This window comes from Cellulophaga sp. 20_2_10 (assembly GCF_023476645.1).
GTDB lineage: Bacteria > Bacteroidota > Bacteroidia > Flavobacteriales > Flavobacteriaceae > Cellulophaga.
This window is the reverse complement of record NZ_JAMCOJ010000003.1, coordinates 250511-275998: the sequence shown is the minus strand read 5'-3', so window position 1 is coordinate 275998 and position 25488 is coordinate 250511. Positions and strand designations below refer to the sequence as shown.

26 protein-coding genes are annotated in these 25488 nt (G+C 31.3%); 25 read left to right on the top strand and 1 reads right to left on the bottom strand.

Annotation, left to right across the window (positions count from 1 at the left end; genetic code table 11):
• The first annotated feature begins 20 nt into the window (after nt 1–20).
• From M4I21_RS07540 to M4I21_RS07430, 23 genes are all read left to right on the top strand, one after another.
• The gene (locus tag M4I21_RS07540; RefSeq protein ID WP_249558505.1) at nt 21–1622 is read left to right on the top strand and encodes a sulfatase; all 1602 of its coding nucleotides are present in this window, start codon (nt 21–23) and stop codon (nt 1620–1622) included.
• Between the two features lie 56 nt (nt 1623–1678).
• On the top strand, nt 1679–3604 hold the full coding sequence (locus M4I21_RS07535; RefSeq protein ID WP_249558504.1) for an FAD-dependent oxidoreductase: 1926 nt from the start codon (nt 1679–1681) through the stop codon (nt 3602–3604).
• A gap of 2 nt (nt 3605–3606) precedes the next feature.
• On the top strand, nt 3607–4737 hold the full coding sequence (locus M4I21_RS07530; RefSeq protein ID WP_249558503.1) for a hypothetical protein: 1131 nt from the start codon (nt 3607–3609) through the stop codon (nt 4735–4737).
• Nucleotides 4738–5710: 973 nt separating this feature from the next.
• Nucleotides 5711–6346 carry a tetratricopeptide repeat protein gene (locus M4I21_RS07525; protein ID WP_249558502.1) on the top strand — a complete coding sequence of 212 codons (636 nt, stop codon included), beginning with the start codon at nt 5711–5713 and terminating at the stop codon, nt 6344–6346.
• Nucleotides 6347–6508: 162 nt separating this feature from the next.
• Nucleotides 6509–7711 (top strand): sensor histidine kinase, encoded by a 1203-nt coding sequence (locus M4I21_RS07520; protein ID WP_249558501.1) that lies wholly within the window; start codon nt 6509–6511, stop codon nt 7709–7711.
• Nucleotides 7712–8017: 306 nt separating this feature from the next.
• The gene (locus M4I21_RS07515) at nt 8018–8509 is read left to right on the top strand and encodes a hypothetical protein (protein WP_249558500.1); all 492 of its coding nucleotides are present in this window, start codon (nt 8018–8020) and stop codon (nt 8507–8509) included.
• A complete protein-coding gene (locus M4I21_RS07510) occupies nt 8490–8846 on the top strand; it encodes a hypothetical protein (protein WP_249558499.1) in 357 nt (118 codons plus the stop codon). The genes M4I21_RS07515 and M4I21_RS07510 overlap by 20 nt, the downstream gene beginning before the upstream one ends.
• A gap of 176 nt (nt 8847–9022) precedes the next feature.
• Complete coding sequence (locus M4I21_RS07505; RefSeq protein ID WP_249558498.1) at nt 9023–9526, top strand: hypothetical protein; 504 nt, start codon at nt 9023–9025, stop codon at nt 9524–9526.
• A gap of 187 nt (nt 9527–9713) precedes the next feature.
• Nucleotides 9714–10136 (top strand): DUF2750 domain-containing protein, encoded by a 423-nt coding sequence (locus M4I21_RS07500; RefSeq protein ID WP_249558497.1) that lies wholly within the window; start codon nt 9714–9716, stop codon nt 10134–10136.
• Between the two features lie 158 nt (nt 10137–10294).
• Entirely contained in the window at nt 10295–10813 is a 519-nt protein-coding gene (locus M4I21_RS07495) for a hypothetical protein (protein ID WP_249558496.1), read from the top strand.
• Between the two features lie 266 nt (nt 10814–11079).
• On the top strand, nt 11080–12234 hold the full coding sequence (locus M4I21_RS07490) for a DUF3095 family protein (RefSeq protein WP_249558495.1): 1155 nt from the start codon (nt 11080–11082) through the stop codon (nt 12232–12234).
• 121 nt (nt 12235–12355) lie between these two features.
• Nucleotides 12356–13027 carry a hypothetical protein gene (locus tag M4I21_RS07485; RefSeq protein ID WP_249558494.1) on the top strand — a complete coding sequence of 224 codons (672 nt, stop codon included), beginning with the start codon at nt 12356–12358 and terminating at the stop codon, nt 13025–13027.
• A 277-nt stretch (nt 13028–13304) separates the two neighbouring features.
• Nucleotides 13305–14024: a sterol desaturase family protein gene (locus M4I21_RS07480; RefSeq protein ID WP_249558493.1), complete on the top strand. Its 720-nt coding sequence runs from the start codon at nt 13305–13307 to the stop codon at nt 14022–14024.
• 3 nt (nt 14025–14027) lie between these two features.
• Nucleotides 14028–15878: a beta-ketoacyl-ACP synthase III gene (locus M4I21_RS07475; protein WP_249558492.1), complete on the top strand. Its 1851-nt coding sequence runs from the start codon at nt 14028–14030 to the stop codon at nt 15876–15878.
• Between the two features lie 8 nt (nt 15879–15886).
• Nucleotides 15887–16783 (top strand): DUF6999 family protein, encoded by an 897-nt coding sequence (locus tag M4I21_RS07470; protein ID WP_249558491.1) that lies wholly within the window; start codon nt 15887–15889, stop codon nt 16781–16783.
• A 290-nt stretch (nt 16784–17073) separates the two neighbouring features.
• Nucleotides 17074–17859 (top strand): hypothetical protein, encoded by a 786-nt coding sequence (locus M4I21_RS07465; RefSeq protein ID WP_249558490.1) that lies wholly within the window; start codon nt 17074–17076, stop codon nt 17857–17859.
• The gene (locus M4I21_RS07460; protein ID WP_249558489.1) at nt 17859–18437 is read left to right on the top strand and encodes a hypothetical protein; all 579 of its coding nucleotides are present in this window, start codon (nt 17859–17861) and stop codon (nt 18435–18437) included. The genes M4I21_RS07465 and M4I21_RS07460 overlap by 1 nt, the downstream gene beginning before the upstream one ends.
• 258 nt (nt 18438–18695) lie before the next feature.
• Nucleotides 18696–19325 carry a hypothetical protein gene (locus M4I21_RS07455; RefSeq protein WP_249558488.1) on the top strand — a complete coding sequence of 210 codons (630 nt, stop codon included), beginning with the start codon at nt 18696–18698 and terminating at the stop codon, nt 19323–19325.
• A gap of 302 nt (nt 19326–19627) precedes the next feature.
• A complete protein-coding gene (locus M4I21_RS07450) occupies nt 19628–20134 on the top strand; it encodes a hypothetical protein (protein ID WP_249558487.1) in 507 nt (168 codons plus the stop codon).
• Nucleotides 20135–20139: 5 nt separating this feature from the next.
• The gene (locus M4I21_RS07445) at nt 20140–20619 is read left to right on the top strand and encodes a hypothetical protein (protein WP_249558486.1); all 480 of its coding nucleotides are present in this window, start codon (nt 20140–20142) and stop codon (nt 20617–20619) included.
• 304 nt (nt 20620–20923) lie between these two features.
• Complete coding sequence (locus M4I21_RS07440) at nt 20924–21154, top strand: hypothetical protein (protein ID WP_249558485.1); 231 nt, start codon at nt 20924–20926, stop codon at nt 21152–21154.
• 407 nt (nt 21155–21561) lie between these two features.
• Nucleotides 21562–23214, top strand: a complete 1653-nt coding sequence (locus M4I21_RS07435; RefSeq protein ID WP_249558484.1) for a DUF3137 domain-containing protein — start codon at nt 21562–21564, stop codon at nt 23212–23214.
• A 1-nt stretch (nt 23215) separates the two neighbouring features.
• Nucleotides 23216–23767, top strand: coding sequence for a LemA family protein (locus tag M4I21_RS07430; RefSeq protein WP_249558483.1), 552 nt, complete (start codon nt 23216–23218; stop codon nt 23765–23767).
• Nucleotides 23768–23871: 104 nt separating this feature from the next.
• Here the strand turns inward: M4I21_RS07430 and M4I21_RS07425 are convergent, their stop codons facing one another.
• Nucleotides 23872–24327: a ferritin-like domain-containing protein gene (locus M4I21_RS07425; RefSeq protein WP_249558482.1), complete on the bottom strand. Its 456-nt coding sequence runs from the start codon at nt 24325–24327 to the stop codon at nt 23872–23874.
• Between the two features lie 270 nt (nt 24328–24597).
• Between M4I21_RS07425 and M4I21_RS18680 the strand changes: the two genes are divergently transcribed.
• Both M4I21_RS18680 and M4I21_RS07420 read left to right on the top strand, forming a co-directional pair.
• Complete coding sequence (locus M4I21_RS18680) at nt 24598–24828, top strand: PLDc N-terminal domain-containing protein (RefSeq protein WP_502798714.1); 231 nt, start codon at nt 24598–24600, stop codon at nt 24826–24828.
• A 142-nt stretch (nt 24829–24970) separates the two neighbouring features.
• Nucleotides 24971–25483, top strand: coding sequence for a 30S ribosomal protein S16 (locus M4I21_RS07420; protein ID WP_249558481.1), 513 nt, complete (start codon nt 24971–24973; stop codon nt 25481–25483).
• Nucleotides 25484–25488 lie beyond the last annotated feature (5 nt).

Here is a 25488-nt window from a genome sequence, read left to right as displayed (position 1 = left end):
ATCCAAAAACTAAATTTAAAATGAAAAAGCTAATTAAAGTAATCTGCTTTATTTTGATAACTACTAGCTGTTATTCTCAAAAAAAACCGAACATCCTTTTTATTTCAGTAGATGACTTAAGACCAGAGTTAGGATGCTATGGATCTAACATTGCTATAACCCCTAATATAGACAAGTTGGCAAGTCAGGGTTTACTTTTTAACAATGCGTATTGCCAACAAGCTATATGCGGACCATCTAGAGCAAGCTTACTAACAGGCATACGGCCAGAGACAAGTGGTATTTATCATAACTACATAAAATTTAGAGATGTAAATCCAGATGTAATTACGTTACCACAACAATTTAAAAATAACGGCTACGAAACTGTGTATTGTGGCAAAATTTTTCATCATGGCGATCTAGACGATGACTTATCATGGAGCAGACAGCCTGCAATAGATAGTATGCTTGCAAAAAACATTAAAAGACCTGGCGGTTTTGCTCTAGCAGAAAATAATGAAAATAAAAAAGAACAAAGAGCTAAAATGATTGCCAAATATGGTGAAGTTGCCAAATACGGATTAGCAATGGGGCCAGCTTATGAAAACGCAGATGTAGCAGACAATGAATATTTAGATGGATATAATACCGAATTAGCGATCGCCACCATAAAAGAAATGAATGCAAATAGTGACAAACCTTTTTTTATAGGACTAGGATTTAATAAGCCACATTTAAATTGGACATCACCAAAAAAATACTGGGACTTATACAGTGCTGATAAAATAAAGTTAGCATTAGAAAAAGAAGGCCCCCAAGGAGGTGCAGAAATGGGGCTACACGCTTCTTTTGAACTTAGAACTAGATACGGAATTCCAAAAGAAGGAGAAATAGATACAACTTTATCTATTTCATTAAAACGAGCATATTTGGCTTGCGTAAGTTATGTAGACGCCCAAATAGGAAAAATTATAGATGAGCTAGAAAAAGAAGGGTTAAGAGACAATACCATTATAATCCTTTGGAGTGATCACGGCTACCATTTAGGTGATATGGGAATTTGGGGCAAAGCTACCAATTATGAAATTGCTACTCGCGTACCTTTAGTAATTTGGACTCCAAATATGCCTAAAAAAAGTCGAGGTAAAAAAACCAATGCTCTAGTAGAGTTAGTAGATATTTACCCAACCTTATGCAACTATGCAAATATACCAGTGCCAGATTATGTAGAAGGCCAAAACTTTAAACCACTAGTAGAAAACCCTTCTAAAAAATGGAAAACTGCTGCTTTTAGTCAGTTTCCTACACCAGCCCTAAGAGAATGGGGAGCTTACCCACTACGCCCAGCGATGAGAGAAACTTTTTTTGGACCGCTAATTAAAGATGTAGAAGACAGAATAATTCATCAACAAAAAAATAACTGGAATAGAGAATTGTTTGAAAACACACTTATGGGGTATGCTATGCGCACAAAACAGTACCGCTTAATTGTATGGAAAGATAGAAATGAGCCTAAAAAAAATCCTCTTTTTATAGAATTATACAATCACAAATTAGACCCATCAGAAACTATAAATATTGCTAGCACAAAACCCAAATTAGTAAAAAAATTAATGTTACAATTTAATAGAGGATGGTAAGGAAACGTGCCAAAAAACAAATAAAGCCAAGCAAACCATTTACAAAATACAATACTATGGAAAGAAGAGATTTTTTTAAAAAAGGTACTAAAGCAGCAGTTGCTGCAAGTGTTATACCTATGATCACAACCGCCCACGCAGGACCAAAAGATATTATTTACAACAGAGACACAGACAAATGGTACAATTTAGGCAGTGGAAAAACGGGAATACCAAACCGTAAAAAAACAGCTGACTATGATGTTGTAGTAATTGGAGGCGGCGCAGCTGGTATTAGTGCTGCGGTTTCATCTGCCCGAAATGGATCTAAAACTGTTTTAGTACAAGACAGACCTGTTTTAGGCGGAAATGCTTCTAGCGAAATGCGCGTGCATTTAAATGGTGTAAACAGATTAAATAGCGGTAAAGCAGAAAGAGAAACTGGCATTATTGAGGAAATGCTACTTTTAAATAGGTTTGATAACGAGCAAGAAGCTTTTCCTGTTTTTGATCACGTTTTGTATGAGTATGTGGTTCGTGAACCCAACTTAACATTAATGCTAAATACGCAAGCCATAGAAGCCGTTATGTCTGGCTCTAAAATTAAATCTGCACTGTGTTGGCAAGCTACAACAGAAATGTTATACACATTAAATGCTCCAATTTTTATAGACTGCTCTGGCGATGGCTTATTAGCAGCAACTGCAGGAGCCGAATACAGAACAGGGAGAGAAGCTGCATCAGAATTTAATGAATCTTATGCCCCAAAAATTGCCGACGGTTGGCAAATGGGTGCTACCCTACTTATGTCTTCTAAAGATATGGGCAGACCTATGAAGTATACTGCACCTTCTTTTGCTATAAAGTATGATTTTGAGAGGGCACATCCTAAACGAAAATTTGCAGGTTTCCAAGACGGAATTTGGTGGATTGAGTTAGGTAGTGACGATGATATTATTGCAGGTTTTGAAGAAAACAGACATCGATTAATGGGGTATTTACATGGTGTTTGGGATTTTATAAAAAACTCGGGTAAATTTCCAGAAGCAGAAAACTTAGCATTAGACTGGGTAGGTTCTTTGCCTTGTCGTAGAGAATCTCGTCGATTTATGGGAGACTACATTGTATCTGAAAAAGATTTAACAGAACACAAACACTACCCCGATGCAATTGCTTATGGCGGGTGGCCCATAGATGAGCATGTTCCAGGAGGTATAGATAGCATTAGTAAACAACCCACGTATTTTCATCATCATTTTGATGATATTTATGAATTCCCTTTTAGAAGTTTATACTCTAAAAACATTTCTAATTTAATGTTTGCAGGGCGTAATGCTAGTCAAACTCACATTGCATTATCATCATCAAGAATTATGGCCACTTGTGCATTGCAAGGTCAGGCGGTAGGGACCGCAGCAGCTATTTGCATCAAAAAAAATGTAACACCAAAAGAGGTTGGTAAAAAACACATAAATGAGTTACAAGAACAATTATTAAGAGACGATGTTTACATCCCTAAAAGACCTGCAAACGACCCTAATGATTTAGCTAAAAAAGTAAATTTAATTTTTGCCTCTACAACTTCTTCCGGTGATGTAAAACTACTTACTAACGGAATATCCAGAGATATAGATGGCCAAATAAACCATTGGATGTCTAAAGGTTTACCTGCAGAATTGCAGCTAGAATGGGACACACCAATAATGGTTTCTGCGGTAGAATTAAAGTGCGATACTAATGTAAAACGTAATATAATGATGCGTAAAGACAGTAGAAATGATAAGCTATACGCAAATGGAGTACCAAAAGAAATGGTAAAAGCAGTTCGTATACAAGGACGAGTAAACGGAACCTGGAAAGACTTAGGCACTATAGAATTAAACAAAACAAGATTAATTAAATTTCAGTTTTTAAGCACCAAAGTAACGGCCATTAAAATAACAATAACAGAAACCTACGGAGCCAAAGACGTAAAGTTATTTGAGGTTCGTTGTTACGCCTAATTATGCTAGGCAAACTAAACATACATATGTGTATTGTGATTTTCTTTTTGTCTATTTTGCAAAAAGAAAATCACAGTTATCAAGATAACGATAACAACATAGAACATAAGGTTGTACTACATCATCCTGGTGAAAAAATGCCGGTTAAGGCGTTATTAACGCAAGTAAAAGATAAGACTGGTTTTACTACAGGATATTTTATGGACGTAGAATCTGTAATATGCTTAGAAAATGTATGTAAAATAATTCCTGTACGTTTGTATTGGAATGAAATAGGAGAATACCAACGGTACACTTTAGAACAAGGAGCAACTTTAGAAAAGTATGAAGCAGATGTATTTGCAACAGAAGATTACAAAAAACTACATACTATACTTCAAAATAAAAATTCGCCTTTTAAAGAGGTGTATATAGAAGATATACTCACCGTAAAAAATGAAATAGCAGATAACGTAGATGCCATATCTGGTGCCACGGCTTTAGAATTAGATCCTGAAGATACTGTACCGGGGGCTGCACTAACTTGTTTTACACTTTGGCATTGGGCTAACGGAGAAATAACACCAATAATAAAGCAACTAACAGCTACTACTGCTACCAATAAACAATTAATTGTTTTTATAAACACAAAGAGTACCACACATTACACTTTAGCCTTAGAGCAACTTACACAGAGAAATTTATATCAAAAAAAATATTTAGAAGCCATTTTTAAAACTCTTAAAAGCAAAAAAAGTCCAACAAAACCGACAATTAATTACTTAGAAACGGCAACAGAAAAGGACTATTTAAAGTATATAAAAAAATTGTTTTACCAAGGGAATGTAGAGCAAAAAATAGCTGCATTAAAATCTATTGCAAAAACAGACAGTCCTACAACTCCCCTTTATTTAGATCGTATTAGCAGTTATGCCAATACATTACAATCTTACCAAGAAGTAGTCGCTTTACTAAATATGCTTGAAGATAAAAAGCATTTTTCAGAACAAACGGCAAACAATCTAATTCCTTTATTAAACGCAGATTTTTTAACAGCAAGACGTGTGTATTGGTTTCTATCAAACAAAAAACTAACAAACACACAGAACCAAAAAGTTATAATGTTTAAAAACTTGTATAAAAATAAGATATAAGTTTCACCTCTATTGCCAATATATGAAGAACTAACTATCAACATAAATAATTGACTAGAGACTTACCTCTTTGTATTTCTGTTAACTTGTTGCTCCCGCTAACAAGTGTAAAGAAGAGACATACAAAAAGAACAGAGAGACGGAAAAAGTTTAAAAATCTCCAGTTGGTAAAATCATATTGCATCTAAAAGTTCTTTCCAAAAATTAATACGACTGTATTTAAAACAAAATAGATCCAATAACTCCACGCTCTCTACAAAAGAGTAGTTAGTACAACAAAGGATACGTATTTTCCAAATACCAAAAACAGCCAGAAGCTAAAGATTTTCCTTACGATAGCGCTTACATTGGTCTAGAAGAAATTCAAAAAATGTTTTAAAAGATTAGGCACTGCGTAGGTACACTATACATTTACTTCTGACACTTGTTTACAGATTGCAATACTATTGTTGTTATTGCAACGTACACAGGAACTTACAAAAAAGTCGACACTATTTTTAGTACACGTGTGGCAAACCTTTGGACACTAGAAAAGAAGAAAATAGTTAGTTTTGAGTAAATAATAGACCTTAAAATAGTATCAGAAGCGCTAAATAACTAGTAATTAACTGGTTTATGTTAAAAATGCTTTGTATTTTAGGTAAAGTATAATGCGTTTTTTTTGATTTTTATTGTTTTTTGGCACAAAAAAACAAAGAATTAAGAAAAATATGTTAAAACAACTAAACCTAATATACTGTACCTTATTTAATTAAGAAGAATTCTTTGGTTTGAAAGAATTAACTTATTTTTGCACTCTAAATAACTTACAGCTAACCTTTTAAATTTAACAACCATTAAAACAAAAGACTAAATGAAATAAAAAATAAAGTTTCTTTTTAAAAGTATACGTCTTTGCCCCAAGATGATATAACTGAACACTATATAGCACTTAAAAAGAAATTATTGAAATACAAACCTAAGAACATAACCTATGAAAATGAACAACTTACTAAAGGCTTCCGTCTTTGTATTTCTGTTAACTTGTTGTACCCCATCTAACGAGTCTAAAGCAGATACATACAAAAAGAACGGAGACACAGAAAAAGCTATTGCACACTACAAATTAGCAATAGAAGAAGGTAGCGTAAAATCTATGAACAAATTGGCTTTACTATATGTAAACAACCATAAATTAGACGAGGCCAAAAAGTACTACCAAATGAGTTTTGAAAAAGGCAACGAATCTGCAGCTCAGATTTTAGCTTCTTTATGCGCCAGTAATAATGACTACCAAGGCACAATTACGTATGGTAAAAAACTAGCAGATAGCGGAAATTTAGCCGTAATCTACAATTTAGGAGACGCATACTTAAACCTAGGAAAGTACGATGAGGCCATAAAATACCTTACCAAAGACTCTACCTCTGTTTTTACAAAAAACTTACTAGGCGAAGCGTACTACCAAAAAGGAGATTTAAAAAACGCAGAAAAAGTTTGGAAATCTGCCGTTGGCAAAAATCACATTGCATCTAAAGGATCTTTACAAAAATTATTACGTCTGTATTTAAAACAAGGTAGAACAGATGAGTATAAAGAATATAAGAACATTTTTTTAACTCCTAGTTAATGCCCATAATCTAAAACAGAAACAAGCGTGTACTACTAAAAAATTAGTGGTTTTTTGTGCAATTTATTTTTATTATCACCGTTAAAGTGTAAGTAAAATTCCGTGAAATACACAAATATAATCTTTGTTCTATATTTAATAGAACAATAAAAGCGTCTTATCATGATAGCACCTAAAGAATACATAAACGAAAAAGAACGTCTAGAATCTTTAAATTCTTTTTCTGTTTTAGATTCGCTACCAGAGTCGGACTATGATGATATTACCGCAATTGCTGCAGAAATATGCAATATGCCTATTGCTATGATTACCTTAATAGACAAAGACAGACAATGGTTTAAATCTACTATAGGTGTAGACATTTCTGAGTCCGATAGGGCTGTCTCTTTCTGTGGCCACGCCATAAACAGCCAGGACAAAGCTTTTATGGTGAACGATACACGTTTAGACAATCGTTTTCATGACAACCCTTTTGTTACAGGAGAAGCAAACATTCTTTTTTATGCTGGCGTACCATTTGTTACAGAAGATGGTTTTCCGCTAGGTACTTTATGTGTTGCAGATCAAAAACCAAATACACTTACAGACCACCAAATTAAATCTTTAACAGCTTTGTCTAATCAAGTAATGAACTTGCTTAACCTTAGAAAAAGCAAAAAAAGACTTAAAGAAGAATTAGCAAAACAAGAAGATAAAAATTTAGATCTAGAGCGCTTTGCTTTTATAGCAGCACACGATCTAAAATCGCCTTTAAACAATGTATCTAGCTTAACATCTCTCTTTTTAGAAATGTACGATGCTAAAATAGATGAAGAAGGCAAACAGATACTAAAGATGATAGTAGACTCGTCTGACAAGCTAAAAGGCCTAATTGAAGGCTTATTAGACTACAGCAGAAGCGATACTATTTTAAGCAAAAGCAAAGTAGAGATTAAGGTAGAGGCTGTAAAAAGCACCATCTCTAGCCTATTCTCTTTTGAGAAGAATATAGACTTTACGTTAAAAAGCAGTCTAACCGACTTAACTGTAAACCAAACAGCCTTAGACCAAATATTAATTAACCTTGTAACCAATGCTATTAAATACAGTGACAAGGAACAAGTTAAAATAGAATTAGGTGTATCTAGTACAGATACGCATTACCAATTTTATGTCTTAGACAATGGCCCAGGCATACCATTAGAAAAACAAGAACAAGTATTTAAAATTTTTGAAGTAAATGCCAACCAAGACAAATACGGTGTTCGTGGTAATGGTATAGGCTTGGCAACAGTAAAAAAGATTGTAGAAAAATCTGGTGGCACCATAGAAGTAACATCAGAAATTAATGAAGGAGCTAAGTTTAGCTTTAGCCTTAAAAAATAAAAAAGAATGCTTGGTTTTTCCAAGCTCAATTGTAGCCATACAACAGAGAAAGCCTTGACGTAAAACTCAAGGCTTTTTTGATTACGAAAAGCAACTACACACGTTTTTACACCAACTATATAAAATACAGATACAATTACACATATACGTAATTGCAGTCTAAAAAATAGTTTTACATTGTAAGAAAATTAGGAACAAGACTTAATTTTAAAAACGGCAAAACTGTGTTTATACACCCATATTGGCGGAATAAATGCAATAAATTGCGTTTCTTAACTAGTTGCCAAACATTAAAAACCAAACTAATTGAATATATTCAACTCACCTAGAATAAGAGAAAGAAAACAAGGATTTGATTTACTGAATGAACTTTTAAAAGAAAAGGTAAAGTGTAATATCATACATTATTCTTGTGAATCTTTTGTCACTAATCACGGAAACACACCAAGAGTGACTTCTATTTGTGTTATGAATTTAAGAACATCTCAAACAAAGTCATTCTCAATTCATTTACAAGCACAATTTTCAGGTTTGGATTTTAATAATTTGTCTTCATCGGAATATGATAATTTAGAAAAAATAATGCTGGAAGACTTTTCTGCATTTGTTGCTTTGAATGCGACTCATAAATGGATACATTGGAATATGAGAGACTCTAACTACGGATTTGAAGCTATAAACAACAGAATTAGAATTCTACAAGGAACACCATTTCAAATTCCCGATGATTTTAAATATGACTTTCCAAGAATTCTAGGACGAATTTATACTTACGGCTATGAAAAAAAACAGACCTAAAGGAAGATTATTAAATTTAGCAAGTAGAAATAATATTTCAACAGTAAATGCAATGACAGGAGCCGAAGAAGCGCAAGCATTTGAAAATAAAGAATATCTAAAACTTCATATGTCTACATTAAGAAAAGTTGATATTATAGAAACTATAATTTCTTTAGTAGAAAATGAAGAACTAAAGGTTAATGCAAAGAAAAAACATATCTATGGTTTGACTTTTTCTGGAATAGTAACTTTAATTAAAGAAACACCTTGGCTTTTAATAATAATGTCAATTCTAGGATATATAATTGGAAGTGTTTTAGAACCAGTCTTTCAAAATCTATTCGGAACAAGTTAAAAAACGTTTGACAACAATGTATAATTTATCGCTTGGGTCTGTGTGTACTCGGAAAATCCTATGGATTTCCCTAACGTTCGGTTTATTCTTACTAGATTAGTTGCGAGACAATCGCAACAAACCATATACGAACCGTTGTGCTTAATTTTGGAGCAATTTTTGCTACTTCAACTAATATGAGAAAACTAACCTTTTTACTCTTTATTTTTCTTGCGGTCGGACCAATTGCAAATGGACAGGACAAACCAATTTTGGAATACGATTTATACGGCTGCTGGAAATTAGAACGTAATAAAAAAGAGAATGGAATAAAAAAAAGGATTTATAACTCATGCGAAAAATCAAATAGAAAAATTGAGGTAAGGAATTCTGAAATTACTTTACTAGCCGGTAACAAATGTATTTTCCAAGCAGTTATTCAAGATGCACTTTGTCCCGTAATATATAAGACTGTTGAAGCCACTTGGACTTACAACAGTAAATCCGGAATAGCGGAAATTTTCTACCCAAAGAATTTCAAAGAAGAATTTTGGGAAAAAGTAAAAGAAGAACATCCTGATTTAATAATTCATAATCCAAGACCTTACAAGAGGTTCAAAATTACATTTCTGGACAAAAACAGAATGGAAATAGAAAAACTAAGCACAACAATGGCTATAGAAAATAGGGCAAAAAATTAATAACTTAATAGCTTGGGCGTATTTGTTGAGTCCCCCAAATCTTTTGGATTTGGCAATTAAAAAAGAAAAATAATCACCAAAAAAAATACTATCTTCAAACTATAAGACAAACATACGAGCCGAACCGTTACCTGCAAGCTGAAAAACCACTATGATACAAAACCATATTACAGTTAAAAATAGACATTTGAAATTCGTAAAAACTGTATGCGAATCTGAAATAGTTTACGCTTTAGAAAACAAAAACGGATATGCGACTTCAAGTTCTGTACATTCTGATGACGAAGATGGAGAACCAATTGGAATGATTTGTTTTTGGGCGGAAAAAGCTAGAGCTAAATCTTGCATAAAAGATGGTTGGAAAAAATATCAAGTTGCTGAAATTAAATTGTCTGAATTTATGGAAAACTTTTGTGTTGGAATGGAAAATGACGGACTTTTAATCGGAACTCAATTTGACCAAAATATGTTCGGATTTGAATCTGAACCTTTAGACTTAATATTAGAACTAATAACTGAATTGAAAACGCTCGAAAAAAATTTAGAATTTAGAAAATATAATGGAATTGACGATTTAGAAAAACAAACGAAATCTGTAATGAACGAATAAAGCCTGCAGGTAACTCCGTAAATAATTTATTGCTAGTTCTCGCCTACTTACGAATCCCGAAGCGTCGGGACTAACGGACTTTCTATTCAGTTTTTATTTATTAAATTAGGTACTTAAACACGCTACAAAACATAACACAAACCGTTACCATACAGTAGATGAAGAACATTACATTATTCATATTACTAATTTCTTTTCTTGGTTACGGTCAAAGAAAAAGAGAAGTAATTGACAGTATTCACTCAAAAAGATTATGTGTTGCATACCCAGGAATAGTTGGTATTCCAACAGTTTCAGATGAATTTGAAAAATCTGAATATGTCTTCACTGGAAAAGTAATTGAAATCATCAGAAAAGAGACTTTAAAATATTCCGATATTGACGAAAATGGACCAACTGATTTTCGTCCAATTCAAAATTACTGGTATGTTTTTGAAGTTTCTGAACAATTTAAAGGAAAGAATAAAAAACGAATCAAAGTATTCGCAAGAATTTACAGCAGTACTTCTCCCTTATTAATTTTGGACAAAGAATATTTGATTTATGCAAAAAAAGTATCAAAACGGGCAAAAAGGTTTTTGGGACATTCCGACCCTTATATTTATTGTGGAGATAGGTCGCGTCATATTAAATACTCGGAAAAAGATATCATTGAACTAAAAAAGTTAATGAAATAAAAACGCACCACAACAAAACCTATACATAATTCAGACTTAAGGAATAAATCAAAAGTTCTGTGTATTTTTATAAGGTCCGCAAAATCTTTTAAACTTGGCTTTTAGCATAGAGAACATAAAAACAATAAATTAAAAATAAGTACCTACGAACCATAGAAGGGCTAAACCAAATCAATTTTAAGCTTAGGATATACAACTTTTCTCTCAATAATTTTTAATGCAAAAGACAATTAGCCTACTTAAAATAGTTCCCAAATAACAATTTTATGGAAAGCACTTTATTTTACAACAACCTCATAAATTATAAGAAACCAGTTACGGAATTACTTTCAAAAACTGATCTTTTTAAACGCATCCCTGATGAATGGTACATTATAGTAACAGATATAAAGGGCTCAACAGCGTCTGTAGAAAAAGGATTATCTGAAATAGTAAATTTAATAGCAACAGGAAGTATTATCGCCTCGTTAAATATTGCTAAAAAACATACTATTGACATTCCTTTCTTCTTTGGTGGAGATGGTGCAACGCTATTAATACCTCCTATTTTGTTACAAGAAACTATGGAGGCTTTAGTCTTATATCAGAAAAACATTAAAAAAGAATTTAATATTAATTTAAGGGTTGGAAATATGCCTATTTCTAATGTTTATAAAAACAAACAAGAGTTAAAAATTATCAAGGTACGTATTAATAAGCTGCATACGATCCCCGTAGTATTAGGTAATGGCCTACTCTTTGCCGAAAAAATAATAAAATCTAAAGATGTAGATTTTACTATCCCCAATAAACAAGATGTTAATTTAGATTTAGAGGGTATGGAGTGCAGATGGAATAAAATTGCACCGCCACAAAATTCAAATGAGGTAGTTTCTTTATTAATTAATTCAATTAGTGAATCTAAACAGGCATTTAATTTTCAAAAAATATTAGAGAAAACAGATGAAATATATGGTTCTTTAAGCAATAGAAACCCTATTTCTATAGATAAATTAGAGTTAAAATTTAATTTCAAAAAAATTAAAACAGAGCTAAAAGCAAGTAATAAGAAAATTGGAATTATAAACTTTTTGAAAGTATGGGTAAATGGAGTAATTGGTAAATATGTCTATTTGCCCAACCAGAAAGGTCAAAAATACTTAAATGAGCTAAAACAATTATCTGATATCCTAGTGATGGATGGGCGTATAAATATGGTTATCACTGGCAGCCCAAAACAAAGACAGTTGCTAACTGAATATCTAGATGATTTAGAAAAAAATGGATTAATTGTTTACGGCATTCATGTTAGCAAAAGAAGTATAATGTCTTGTTATGTACAAAATAGAAGTGAAAAACATATTCATTTTATTGATGGTGGAAATAGCGGATATACCAGAGCTGCAATGGTATTAAAGGAAAAATATAAAATAAATATTTAAGCTTTTAAGAAGAATTAAAACCTCATCAAGAAAGCTGACAATTTATTACTAAATTTAAATAGAGAAAATTATCATTCTTTACCAAATCTGTATCAATATAGTATAAACTTAAACAGGCATAATGTTCGGAATTTTTAAGAGAAAAAAGAATCAGGAAAAAATAAAAAGTGATTTCACCGAAAAGTATACTGAATTTTACAAGAAAAAGTTCCCTAAACTACCAGATGCTACTATCCAAAAAATGGCTTCAAAAAAAACCGAATGGGAAATGGATACCCAAAGATTAAAAAAAGAAGATGTCTTGTCTTTATTAAAGAAAATAGAATTGCCTGCAATAATTAATGACTTGTTTGTGGAAAATGAGAAATCTAAAAAATTAGAGTTAGATGATTTCTACCGGTGTCCCTCTGAATATTTTTTAATGACAAAAAATGAGCAAGACCATTATAATGTTGATGTTATAATTCCCTTTTTATCTGACCCAAGTTTCTATAAAATTTACGCTTACGACACTACAAGAAATGGGTTTTTAACTTTTGATATTGAGTCACCTGATGCAATTGAAAAAACGGAACGCTTTACTTGGGACGGAATTTTTGTATCGGACATTCTTTTTTGGTGGGAGTGCGATGTTGAAAAAAACCGAATTTTAGAATATGGAGATGTTTTAAACTTAAAATGGGTTGAAGAGATTTTAAATAGCATAGAAAACGACTTGGATAATAGTACCACAGCAAGTTGTACAGATTGGAAAAATACCATATACACAAAGTACAACATGATAATTAAATAACCACCAAAACGCTTAATAAGGAACCCCCAACTACTCCTCTTTTGGCTTCTTCTTTAAAATTATTTATTCCATTTACACAAGTCTTCAAGTTCTAACGAATATATATTTTACAGCTACACTTATACGTTTGGCAATCTATTTTAAGAAAAACTCATCTACTTTTAAAACATATAAAGATTTAGCTCTATGTTTATAGGTGAAATAGAGCTTTTAACATACTACGGCTTATACATAAACCGTTATAAAAACTCAACTAACTATAACTAAAATAATTACATTGGATTTTCTTATTAAAGACATCTTATTTAACTATTCCTATATTACTTTATATTGGCTGACTTTTGGGTACTTTATATTTCTATATTTTGGAGTAGGATCCTTGTTCTTGTTTATCTGTAAAACCTTAGAAAAAAAGCACTTCCTTAATAAAATTGAATCGAAAGAAGTATCTAAAAAACAGATTGCTTTTGAAATAAAACACTCTATAAAATCAATAGTTGTTTTTGGGTTTTCAATTATGCCCATTATTTATTTAATTAGGATTAATGTTGTAGAACTAGTCCCAAATACCTGGTTTAATATAGCAGCAGGAGTTACGTTACTAACACTATGGAACGAAGTCCATTTTTATATAGTACATAGAATAATGCACCAAAAATTTATGATGAAAAACGTACATTATATACATCATAAATCTAGAGTTTCTACAGTGTATTCTGTTTTCAGTTTTCATTGGATAGAAGCTCTTTTACTAAGCACCATACCACTAACAATTGTTCCGTTTATTCCTTTCTCTATCGTAGCGGTCTTTATATATCCACTAGTAAGTATTCTATTAAATTTTGCAGGACATTGCAATTATAGATTTGGAGAAGGCAAAGGTACTAGTTGGAGACTTTTTGGAACATACCATAACGAACACCATAGTAGAGGCCGAAAAAATTATGGCTTTTCTCTTAACTTCTTGGATAAATTATTTTCCAAGCATAACAAATAATAAATGAACGAGGTATATATAACAAGTTCTGGAACTTTTTTACCAAACAAGCCTGTTTCTAATCAAGAAATGGAAGATTTCTTGGGGCGCATAAACGGCAAAGATAGTAGAGCAAAAGAGCGTGTATTAAAACAAAATGGTATTAAAACGCGACACTATGCTATAAACAAAAACCAAGAAACAACACACTCTAATGCACAGTTAGCCGTACATGCTGTAAACGATGCGTTACAGAACAGTAGTTTAAGAAGTACAGATGTAGAATTATTATGTACTGGAACCACACAAGCAGATTTACCCATCCCTGGTTTTGCAAGTATGGTACACGCAGGTTTAGATTTTAATAGATGTGAAGTTGCTAGTTTCCAAAGTGTATGTGCTAGTGGAATAATGGCCTTGAAAAATGCATATGCTCAAATTAAAAGTGATGAAAAGCAAAATGCAGTTTGCGTAGGTAGCGAGTTAGCAAGTAGATTGTTTAAGGCATCGCGTTTTGAAGCCCAGAATACGAGCTCATTACCATTTGATACCGAGTTTTTAAGATGGATGTTGTCTGATGGCGCTGGTGCGTTTGTACTTCAAAATAAGAAAAACGAAAACGGAATTTCTTTAAAAATTGATTGGATTGATATAAAATCGCATGCAAATGAGTTTCCTGTTTGTATGTACACAGGAAAAACTGACAATAAAAATGAAGACGAAAAAACTTGGCTAGATTATCCTAGTTACGAGGAAGCTTCTAAAGCAGGCGCAATTAATTTAAAGCAAGACACACGACTATTAGACAAGGTAATTAAAACTGGCGTAGCGCACTATTTTGATCTCATAGACCAAGGTAAAATTAACAAAGACCAAGTAGATTGGTTATGCTGTCATTATTCTTCTGAGGTTTTTAAAGAACCTATAAAAGAGTTAATGCTAAAAGGAGGCGGAGAAATTACAGATGAGAAATGGTTTAGCAACCTTACATCAAAAGGAAATACAGGAGCAGCTTCTATTTTTATAATGTTAGATGAATTAATGCATTCTGGCAAGTTAAAATTAGACGACAAAATACTTTGCATGGTTCCAGAAAGTGGTCGTTTTGTTACATCTTTTATGCAGTTAACTGTAACGGGAAATACAAACACGGCTACCAAGAGTTATCCATTGCGAGAAATTGAACCTCCTGAGTTAGTTATTAATAAAAATGAAACTTCTGAATGGTTAATTAGAAACCTTTCTCAAATCTGGATCGACTTTGAAACAGAATTGCTTAAAGTACCTATTGTTACAAAAATACATGATGGCAAGCTAAGTCTTTCTGATTATAAATTATTACTACTAGACCTTAGACAACAAGTAATAGATGGCTCTCAGTGGATATCTCGTGCAGCATCAAACATAGATATAGATTTGTTTGAGCTACGATCTGCTTTTATAAAACATACAGCAGCAGAGCACAAAGATTACCAAATGCTAGAGAAAAATTTTGAAGCCTTAGGAGAAAATATAAACACCATAAGAACTGGCGAAAAAAACATAGGTAGTATGGCGTTAACCAATTTTATGTTTCAACAAGCAAGCAAAGCTAACCCTATAGATTTGTTAGGCTCTATGTTTATTATAGAAGGTATTGGCAAGCGACTATCTGGTTATTGGGGAGAAATGATTAAGGATCAATTAAACCTAAAGGATAACCAAGTATCTTTTTTTACTTATCATGGCGTAGCAGATGAAAATCATTTTCATAACTTAGAAAAAGCATTAAATCATCCAAAGATGAATATGGAAGTGGCTAAAAAAATAGTGAAGACAGCTAAAACCACAGCCAAATTATACAAAATGCAGTTAGAAGAATTAGGTAATTATTAAACAAAAATATGATAAACGAAAACATGGACATATCTGCACACGATGAAAGGGACCCTAATCCTTGGCTAGCGTTATTTTTAGATGATAGTATTCCTATTAACCAAACAACAAAATTAGCCTTGATGAGAGATAACTCGTCTAGGTCGGTAAAATACATTTTACCAATGGTGCAATTCTGGTCTAAAATGACCATGTTTTTTATTCATATATTCAAATTTTTCTTTCCTAAGTTAATCAACTCATCAAAGGTTTTACATCATATTTTAGCATGGGGACTTAAAAGGTTTGTTAGCCCAGATGCCAACTTACTTATATTTCGTCATTTTCATATAGGCACAGAGATTTTACAGTTTATAGCAGGTAATATTCCCAATGTAGACGTAAAAGGAAACCCTTTAAAACCTAAAGATTTTAAAGACGTAAAAGATGATTTATTCCTAAAGCATGATTTAAACTTATATAATTTTGTTATTCACTTAAACAGTCAGTTAAAAGAGAAAAATATAACAATTTCTTCTCCCGAAAATATAAACTTAGATATGATTACTGAAGATCAGTTTAATCATATCAGCTTCCCAAATAAATGGACTAACTTTTTAGACTTACGCTCAGCTATTGAGCTTTTTACACCTTTTTACCAACTATTTTTAACCTCTAATGATTTTATAAGAGCATCAAACTCATTGCAATTAGATGAAACAATAGCTATTTATACATCACAAATTTTAAATACTCCTGGTCATTTAGGGTTAGTTAATAACAAACACCCTATGGTACCTGCAACTACGTACAGTGTAGCCTACAGATTGGTTTTACATGGTCTTTCTGCAGAAACACTACATGAGATATTGGTAAAAATGAAGCTGAATAAAAATAGTGACGGAATTATGACTCCAAAAAAATAAAGATTGCATCGTCTTTAAAAAACATTAGAATTAATAAGAAAAAGCAAAACTTTATTGTGCTCTATTGAAGAAAGGTTTAGAGGCACCAATACTAACTATACATATAAAAATATACGATGATATACTTTGCATAAAAAATGCATGGTCTACTCATATACGTTTTCATTTTTTTTAAACGAATATAGATTTAACCACTACAGTTATAGGTTTAGTATTCTAAACTAGAATCAATTATTATAATTTTATGAGATACAAAGACCAAAGAACATCTTTGAATTGATTAAAAAATTATGATTGAAAAAGAAGAAGACACTAAAGACTTAAGATTTTATTCTCAAAAATCCATAGCAATTGCAACCTTTATTGGCGGGCCATTAGCCGCAGGATATTTAATTAGAGAAAATTACCTAAGCCTAAATAAACCTGATGAAGGAAAAAAATCTTTATTAATAGGATTTGTAGCTACTATCCTTTTGTTTACAGGAATTTTTATGATTCCTGAGGCGATAATTGAAAAAATTCCAAGCTTTGTTATACCTGCAATTTATACGGCAATAATATATTCAATTGTTGAAAAAATCCACGGAAAAATATTAAATGAGCATAAAGAAAATGAGAATAATTTTTACTCTGGATGGAAAGCAGCAGGGGTTGGTTTTGTATCTCTAATTGTACTATTAATTGGAATTTTTGGATATGCATATCTTTCGGTAGGCGGAGATGAATATGAAAAATATGATGCTGAAATTGCTAAGTTTTCTAAAAACGAAACTGAATCATTACTCTTTTTTGAACACTATGAAACAGAAACAGACAATTCGCTTCTTCAAGAATTAGAAAACAGTACAATTCCTAAATGGGAAGAAAATATTGAAATAATAAAAAATTCTAATACTATAGAAAACTTACCTTCTGAGTTATTAGAGCAAAATAAGATCTTACTTAAATACTCAGAATTAAGACTAAAAGCTTTTGAATTATATAAAAAAGCAATTAAAGAAGATACAGCAATTTACGATCAACAACTAGAGCAAATACATCTAGAAATTAATGAGCAAATTGAAAAATTAAATTGATGAATAAAAAAACAGCACTAATTATACTGTTTAGCTTGTGCTCCTTTTTATGTAAAGCACAAAAACTAGATGCTAAAACCGAGGCAGAAATACATACGTTCATAAAAAAGGAAGCTAAATCTTTACGCCAGCTTAAGCTCCAAAAATATTATGGAAGATTTTACAATGGAGATGAATTTGTAAATATGTTTGAAGATGAAAAAATTAACAGAAGTAGAAGGGTGTCTAGACGTTCTATGAGATTAAGAAAAAAAGCTCTAAAATTAAAAAAAGAGGAAGACTATTTTAGTTTTGAACGAGTAATGGCTACACCATTCAAACAATTTTACAACGATTTTAACCTACTTATTTTTACGAAAGAAGATATTGAAAAAGGGTACAACAAAACCAATAATCATAAAAAAATGAGACAGGCTGTTATTGAAAAATGGAACCCTAAAATAGAATTAACTGAGAATAGATATTTTGTCTGTTTCATTCCAAAAGAAGACTCCCCACGTAAATACGGAGATTTTATTATACTTCATATTCTTGAGAAAAAAGGAAATAAATGGGGCGTTTATTCGGCTTGGAACTAAAAACCTACCAATAAACAAATCAAAGACACTATAGCAATACGCTATTAACTCCTGTTTTTTTGAACGAATATATATTTTACAGCTACAGTTATATGTTCAGCATATTAGGACGGTCTCAATTACGATACTTTTACCGCACACAAGGAGCTAAAACAAAAGAAAGGTTTTAGATGAATGCAACGCACTTTAAGAATTGAAAAGACAATAGTGCATCTTTTCAGAAACGTAAATCTTAATTAAATAACATCGTACGAGATTATGAATATCATTGAAAAATTAAAATACCATGAAGATAACCAACTAGACAAGTGGTTAGATACCGATAATAAAACGACTCGTAAATTCCGAAGAGATATAGCAAGTTATGCCAAAGATAATTTTGACGAAATAAAACAATACTGTCTACAGATACAACCTACAGATTTTTCAAGCTTAAGCATTGTATATGAGTCATTATCTGAGTTCTCTTTAGACCACAATGAGTTTTTATATGAGGAAATACAGAGGGTAATTAACCTTGCCATAAATAACAAAATTGATTCTGAAAATTTAAATATACTTACAGATATTGATATGCAGGGTATCTATTTAAAGTCTCTAGATATTTATATAAAAATAATGAACTTTTTAACTGAAAATCTTTCGTCTAACCCAGACAGCAATTACAAAATTGAACTTTTATCTGTTATAGATTATTATTTAATAGAAGTAAATAAAGATGATGACATTCTAGAGTTTAACAACTGGATTAACCCAATAAAAGACTTAGCAGCTAATGACGAGTTAAGTGTAAAGGCAGAGGCAACTAAAATTCTTAAAGATTTAGGTGTTTCAGATCTATCTGGATCAACTTCTTTTGTAGAAAAAGTACTAGGGATATTTGATTAAATTTAAACTCTTCTAAAAAATTCAATGTTCGCAAAAGACACCTTAGATGATTATAAATCTAACGGAAGATTTAATGCAGATCTATTTTTAAAATCAACTAATGACTGGATGATTAGAAAACAGTAGCCTACCGAAATATTTGGTTGTGAACATAGGTCTGTATCTTTTAGTGAAAAAGATACGTTGGCAATTGTAAATGGCGCGCCTTGTCCGCAATTGAATATGACTGAAGATGTACACAAAGGGTTTATGTTTGCTACTACTGTAAAAATATCTAAGAACAAAGAATAGTCAAAATTATAATGATTAAAATAAAGAAGAATAGATTTTTAATCGAAAATAAAAAAATTACAATAGAAACAGGTTTGCAAATTAGAATACTAGTACTACTCTCATTTTCATTCCTCTTTTTGTCTTTATTTTTTTTGTTCCCTACACTTTCTATTACGTTATTAGAGGGGCTTATTCTGTTTAAAGTATATTTTATTTCTTTATTAATTGGTTTTGTTCCGTGTTGGTTTTTAAGTGATATAAAAATAACTTTTAACGCTAATTCTAAAACTATTATTAAAAGAAGCTGGTTCATTAAATTATATACCATTGATTTTAAATCAATAGAGCGTGTGCAACTTGTTTCCCTTAATAATCTAACCTATTATGAAATGGTTTTAAAAAAAGATCCATTAGGAAAACATAAAATAATATCTCCTAAATACTCTAAAACTAGCTTTGATCAAAAACAATTAGAAGAGTTTAATCAAAAAATTTTAATTAGACTTAAAAGCTACATCAATACTAAAACAATATAGGATTTATGAAAAACCTCACCTATTTTAAAGCTACAGAAACTGGTTTTATATATTTCCCCTTGAAACAGAAAATACTTTCAGTATTCTGTGTTCTCCTTATACTATTTGGCTTTGTGTTTAACTTTTATTACAATAATAATGCTTTAGGACAATATGCCATTATCTATAGAATAATGTCTATTGTAGTTCCTTTATTTTGGCTTTACGGTGCAAGCACTAAAATTGAAATTAATATAAAAAACAACCATTTAATTACATCTCACTATATGGGATTGCTTAAAAAAAAATTCAATTTAGATGTTTTTAAAGGTTTTTACGTTCTAAGACAAAGTTCTTATTTTATATACACGAGCACACAGTTATCTATGGCTTTTAAAGTTAATGACAAATTAAATAATGTACCAGTAGAAGACATGAGAAATACCGTAAAACTTAATAGCCTTAAATTAGAAATTACCGCTATACTAAACAACGGCCAACTGTAATGAAAAAATCCTATTTTAATTAGGTATTAAGTTTCTATTCCTCAAAAACGGAAAACTAATATCGTATAGATATTAGTCTCCTTGCTAAAGCAAACAGCAGCCTACAACAATCTGTAATTAACTCCTTATTTAGATTCTTTATCTAAAACATTATTCGCTATTTACACAAGTCTTCAAATTTTTAACGAATATATATTTTACAGCTACACTTATGCATTTGGTAATTCACTTAAAGACTAACTTATTTACTTTTAACACAAATAAAACCGAAGAATGGTTTTATATCAACTTAAAAAAATAGAAGATGTTAGAGAGATTATTATTAAAACATTTAACAAAAAAAGGCAAAATAGCTTATTTTGTTGGCTTAGCAGCATCATTTGCTTTAGTTGCTTATATTATATTAGGCATTGCAGATTACTCCTTAGACTCGGGAAAAGATGTTTTCTTTGTTTCAATAGTAGCCGTTAACCTAATATGGGCTGGCGTATGTTATTTTGTTTGGAGAAAAAAAGAAGAAGAGAACCAAGAATAAACTTATAAAGATTTTTAATCCCTATATCTATAAAGATACAATAGCATTAAACTCATATGACGTAGTTATCTATAGTCGACGTTATTTTTATGTGCTTAATTTCATATACACAGAATTACAGCACAATTAAATCAAGAGTTAATTTATTAGAAACTAAGGTTATTTCTCAAATCTAACTGAGGCAATCATCACTCATAGATCTGAATTAAGAAAGACTGGCTTTTTTGTATTGTGTAAGGAGAGCAAAACTTATTCAGTTCTTGGCTAGGTAAAAAAATAGCTCTAAATTACCCTACAGTAAAACCACTATTTAAATCACGTATTTACGTACGATTTTGAGACGAACATATATTATAAAAATAAAGCAACATACACCAACTATTAATTAAAAACTATCTATTAGACTAATGACAACAGCCGAACTAAAACAGCAATTGCTAAGTGCACACCAAAGAGATAAAAAGCTTTCCATACTAGGCTTTATTTTAATTATAATTTTTATAGCCATTGTATCGACTTTAATTTACGTTTATGCTTTTGAAGCCGTATCTAATTACATTAAAAATGCTTTTAGTGGAATTACAGGAATGTTAAATAGTGAAGAAACTCCTTTTTACTATAAGTTAATTTTTCCTGCAGTACTACTTTCAATGCTCTCTTTTCCGCTTCTAAAAATTATTAAATTAACAAAAAGACCAAAGTTAATAGACGAACTTATTTTAAAGATTGATAAAGGGTCTATAGCGTCTTCTATTGACCAAAGAACTGTATATAAAATTATTATTCCGCTATTAAAAATCAATATAAGATTGGCTCCTGTAGAATATGTCACTATAGTTTTAGACGAAGACACCAAATACAAACCGTATGACTTACCAATTGAGGCTTATGTAATTCCAGATCTAAAAAGAGTGTTAAGTGGTGCTAATACAGAACAGATAAACAAAGCTTGGGATGAGCTATATAGTAGTTCTGATACTAAAACCCAAGAAAAAGAGTACCCATTAAAACCTAAAGAAGAGTTCAAGAAATTTATAGACACAACGCTTTTTAACGACATTAATAAGTTAGACCAAGAGAGAAGTGTTGGTAAAACCAACTATATAAAATATCTTATATTTTCGGTATTAGTTATTCTTCTTTTTGTAGGCGGTTATGTATACTTACAATTCTCCGATATTGCGTTTAAATCAGAATATCTGATTTATGTTGTGTTTGGAGGTTTTGGACTTTTTTATACCCTTTTCTATGCTTTGGGCAAGCATAAGGGGCAACCAGGAATTGCAATGAACTCTGGAAATAGTTTTAAAACCAAAATTTTAAAACCTATGATTGCATTTATAAACCCTAATTTTCATTTTGTACTTCACGGACATCTTAGTTTACCAGAAGTATTAGAAACTGGCCTATTAGAAAACAAACAATATATTATAACTGGTAATGACCAAATAATGGGGTCACACAAAGGAGTTCCTTTTCAAATGAGTGATCTTGATATAGAGTATAAAAGAAATTTCTCTAGTGAAAAAGAGGGTCCAGATCAAGTATTTTTTGGACAAGCTTTTGTTGCTAAGTTTAATAAAAATTTTAGCTCTGAGTTATACTTAGTTCCTAAGAAAACCACCAAAAAGAAGGTAATGGATTCTGTGTCCGAAACCTTAACTCTTGGATTAGCTGGCACAAGAACTACAGATATAGATATGTACACCAGTAATGACTTTGGCCCTAAAGTAATATTAGAAGACCCCGAATTTTCTAAATTATTTAATGTGTATTGTTATGATCAGACTGAAGCTAGATATATTTTAACTCCAGCTTTAATGGAAAGAATAAAAACACTAGCAACAAGAACAAAAGGAGATTTATTTATGTCTTTTAAAAATAATAGAATTTCTATTTTAAACAATAGTGGTATTAATAATTTTGAACCAGGACAATTTAATTCAATAAGCAAAAATGACAATAAGCTATTGTTAGATTTCTATACCGATTTACACAATCAACTATCAATTATAGACGATTTAAAATTAAATATTAACATCTGGAATAAAAACAACTAAAATGGGAACAGGAATAATAGTAACAGTAGTAGTACTTGCAATTATAGTCATTGCATTTATTTCAATTTTCAATAAAATGACAAGGGCTAAAAACCAGATTGAAAATTCAATCTCATCATTAGACGCATCATACATAAAACGAAGCGATCTTATACCAAATTTGGTTGCAACAGTTAAGCAATATATGACGTATGAAGAAGGCACCCTAGAAAAAATAACGGCGCTAAGAACTTCTAAATCTAACTCTGACCCAGCGATGGAAAAGGAAGGAAGTCAGGCATTAAAAAATTTAATGATCCAGGTAGAAAATTATCCTGAACTTAAAGCCAATACCCAGTTTACGAACTTACAGTATAGTTGGAACGAGTCTGAAGAACAAATTGCAGCAGGCAGAAGATACATTAGTTCTTCTATCACAGATTATAACAATTCTATTAGCACATTCCCTGCAAATACTGTAGCCAAGCTATTTGGATTTAAAAACTACCAATGGCAATATGCAACAAAAGAACAGCAAGAGAATGTAAATGCTAACGAGTTGTTTAAATCATAACCTTCGGTTAAAAAAACAATAACAATATTTTACATAAATGGTTAAAATAAAAAAGCAGGGCATCTGCCCTGCTTCCTCAACAATTAACCAAACATACAAGATAATTATGAAACCATCTCCTGATACACTTTAGCGGTATTTAGTGACGACTGCACACTATCACGCTGTGCTATTAACAGGTTTTCTGTAGACGGTGCAAGCACCATATCTTTATCTTTTAAAATTTCGTCATACTCCTCAATAAAAGATTTTTCTCCTCGCTCTACTTCATTTAAAATAGTCTCATCTTCATTAGAAGCTAAAGTAGCCGTTAGGTTCATCCAAGTTCTATGTAAATCGCCTTTTAAACTACCACCCTTTTCTGGTAGTTCTCCGTACGCTAAAATTTCTGACTTCAGTTGATGTCCAAAATTATAACGTTGTTCTATTTTGTTTTCTAAAAACCGTTTTACAGAAGGATTTTCTACTTTTTCTACTCCAAGTTTATATCCCTTTTCCGCATCGTACGTTTTCTCTAATAAACTGTTCAATCTGTTTGTAATTTTTTCTGTATACTTCATACTATCTCTTATCATTTAAATTAAGTAACCTTGCTGATTATCAACAATCTTGCTCCTCTAAATTAGATAGATAAGGAACCAATTACAAAATAATAAAGCGGTTTAGCCTAAGTTTAACGCCAATTCTTAATAAATGTTAAGTTGTTATTTTTTCCTTTGCTTATGCAAACGATAAATTGCCTGCTATTTTTGTGAAGAAAAAACCTATAAAAAGTAAATTTTTTTCGCTTGGATAAAAATCCTATTTTTGAATCAAATTCCATTAAAAAGATGATAATAAGATTATTTTTTGGCCCTTACAGTGTAATTACATTAATAATTACTTACTTAATAGTAACCATTTCATCAATTTATTTTGTTTTTCGTGATGAGAGTGGAAATTCAAAATTATTCTGGACATTGATTATTATTTTCTTTCCTTTTATTTTTAGCATTGTATATTTATTAGGAATAATTTTCAATTTATCGAAGTCAAAAAAATTAGCTGAAAAGAATAATTGAAAATTATTCTTTAAAAAAGATAATTTTACACCACAAAGTAGTGTCAATTAAACAGAAATTGTATATTTGCACCCGCTTTTAAGCCAAAAGCAAACGAAAGAATTAATAACAAGGGTCGGGCACCCTACAAATTTAATGTGATATGCCAGTTAAAATTAGATTACAAAGACACGGTAAAAAAGGAAAACCTTTCTATTGGGTAGTAGCAGCGGATTCTCGTGCTAAAAGAGATGGTAAATTCTTAGAAAAATTAGGAACTTACAATCCAAACACAAACCCAGCAACAATTACTTTAGATATTGATGGTTCTGTACAATGGTTATCTAATGGTGCACAACCAACAGAAACTGCTAAAAGAATTTTATCTTACAAAGGTGTTTTATTAAAGCATCATTTACAAGGTGGTGTACGTAAAGGTGCATTAACTGAAGAGCAAGCAACTGAAAAGTTTAACGCTTGGATCGCTGAAAAAGAAAAATCTGTAGCTGGTAAAGTTGAAGGATTAGATAAAGTTAAAGCTGATGAAGCAGCTAAGATTTTTGAATCTGAAAAAGCAATTAACGAAAAACGTTCTGCAGATGCAGCAGCGGCAGCAGCTCCAGTAGCAGAAGAAGCTCCAGCAGTAGAAGAAGCAGCAGCTTCTGAAGAAGAATAAATTTA

What these genes read in the sequence shown, in the direction of transcription:
- M4I21_RS07445 (WP_249558486.1), top strand. Translation starts at nt 20,140, where the DNA reads ATGAAAAACCTCACCTATTTTAAAGCTACAGAAACTGGTTTTATATAT.
- M4I21_RS07460 (WP_249558489.1), top strand. Translation starts at nt 17,859, where the DNA reads ATGAATAAAAAAACAGCACTAATTATACTGTTTAGCTTGTGCTCCTTT.
- M4I21_RS07490 (WP_249558495.1), top strand. Translation starts at nt 11,080, where the DNA reads ATGGAAAGCACTTTATTTTACAACAACCTCATAAATTATAAGAAACCA.
- M4I21_RS07430 (WP_249558483.1), top strand. Translation starts at nt 23,216, where the DNA reads ATGGGAACAGGAATAATAGTAACAGTAGTAGTACTTGCAATTATAGTC.
- M4I21_RS07520 (WP_249558501.1), top strand. Translation starts at nt 6,509, where the DNA reads ATGATAGCACCTAAAGAATACATAAACGAAAAAGAACGTCTAGAATCT.
- M4I21_RS07420 (WP_249558481.1), top strand. Translation starts at nt 24,971, where the DNA reads ATGCCAGTTAAAATTAGATTACAAAGACACGGTAAAAAAGGAAAACCT.
- M4I21_RS07530 (WP_249558503.1), top strand. Translation starts at nt 3,607, where the DNA reads ATGCTAGGCAAACTAAACATACATATGTGTATTGTGATTTTCTTTTTG.
- M4I21_RS07440 (WP_249558485.1), top strand. Translation starts at nt 20,924, where the DNA reads ATGTTAGAGAGATTATTATTAAAACATTTAACAAAAAAAGGCAAAATA.
- M4I21_RS07435 (WP_249558484.1), top strand. Translation starts at nt 21,562, where the DNA reads ATGACAACAGCCGAACTAAAACAGCAATTGCTAAGTGCACACCAAAGA.
- M4I21_RS07455 (WP_249558488.1), top strand. Translation starts at nt 18,696, where the DNA reads ATGAATATCATTGAAAAATTAAAATACCATGAAGATAACCAACTAGAC.
- M4I21_RS07525 (WP_249558502.1), top strand. Translation starts at nt 5,711, where the DNA reads ATGAAAATGAACAACTTACTAAAGGCTTCCGTCTTTGTATTTCTGTTA.
- M4I21_RS07470 (WP_249558491.1), top strand. Translation starts at nt 15,887, where the DNA reads ATGATAAACGAAAACATGGACATATCTGCACACGATGAAAGGGACCCT.
- M4I21_RS07425 (WP_249558482.1), bottom strand. Translation starts at nt 24,327, where the DNA reads ATGAAGTATACAGAAAAAATTACAAACAGATTGAACAGTTTATTAGAG.
- M4I21_RS07535 (WP_249558504.1), top strand. Translation starts at nt 1,679, where the DNA reads ATGGAAAGAAGAGATTTTTTTAAAAAAGGTACTAAAGCAGCAGTTGCT.
- M4I21_RS07495 (WP_249558496.1), top strand. Translation starts at nt 10,295, where the DNA reads ATGAAGAACATTACATTATTCATATTACTAATTTCTTTTCTTGGTTAC.
- M4I21_RS07485 (WP_249558494.1), top strand. Translation starts at nt 12,356, where the DNA reads ATGTTCGGAATTTTTAAGAGAAAAAAGAATCAGGAAAAAATAAAAAGT.
- M4I21_RS07505 (WP_249558498.1), top strand. Translation starts at nt 9,023, where the DNA reads ATGAGAAAACTAACCTTTTTACTCTTTATTTTTCTTGCGGTCGGACCA.
- M4I21_RS07465 (WP_249558490.1), top strand. Translation starts at nt 17,074, where the DNA reads ATGATTGAAAAAGAAGAAGACACTAAAGACTTAAGATTTTATTCTCAA.
- M4I21_RS07540 (WP_249558505.1), top strand. Translation starts at nt 21, where the DNA reads ATGAAAAAGCTAATTAAAGTAATCTGCTTTATTTTGATAACTACTAGC.
- M4I21_RS07510 (WP_249558499.1), top strand. Translation starts at nt 8,490, where the DNA reads ATGAAAAAAAACAGACCTAAAGGAAGATTATTAAATTTAGCAAGTAGA.
- M4I21_RS07450 (WP_249558487.1), top strand. Translation starts at nt 19,628, where the DNA reads ATGATTAAAATAAAGAAGAATAGATTTTTAATCGAAAATAAAAAAATT.
- M4I21_RS07475 (WP_249558492.1), top strand. Translation starts at nt 14,028, where the DNA reads ATGAACGAGGTATATATAACAAGTTCTGGAACTTTTTTACCAAACAAG.
- M4I21_RS18680 (WP_502798714.1), top strand. Translation starts at nt 24,598, where the DNA reads ATGATAATAAGATTATTTTTTGGCCCTTACAGTGTAATTACATTAATA.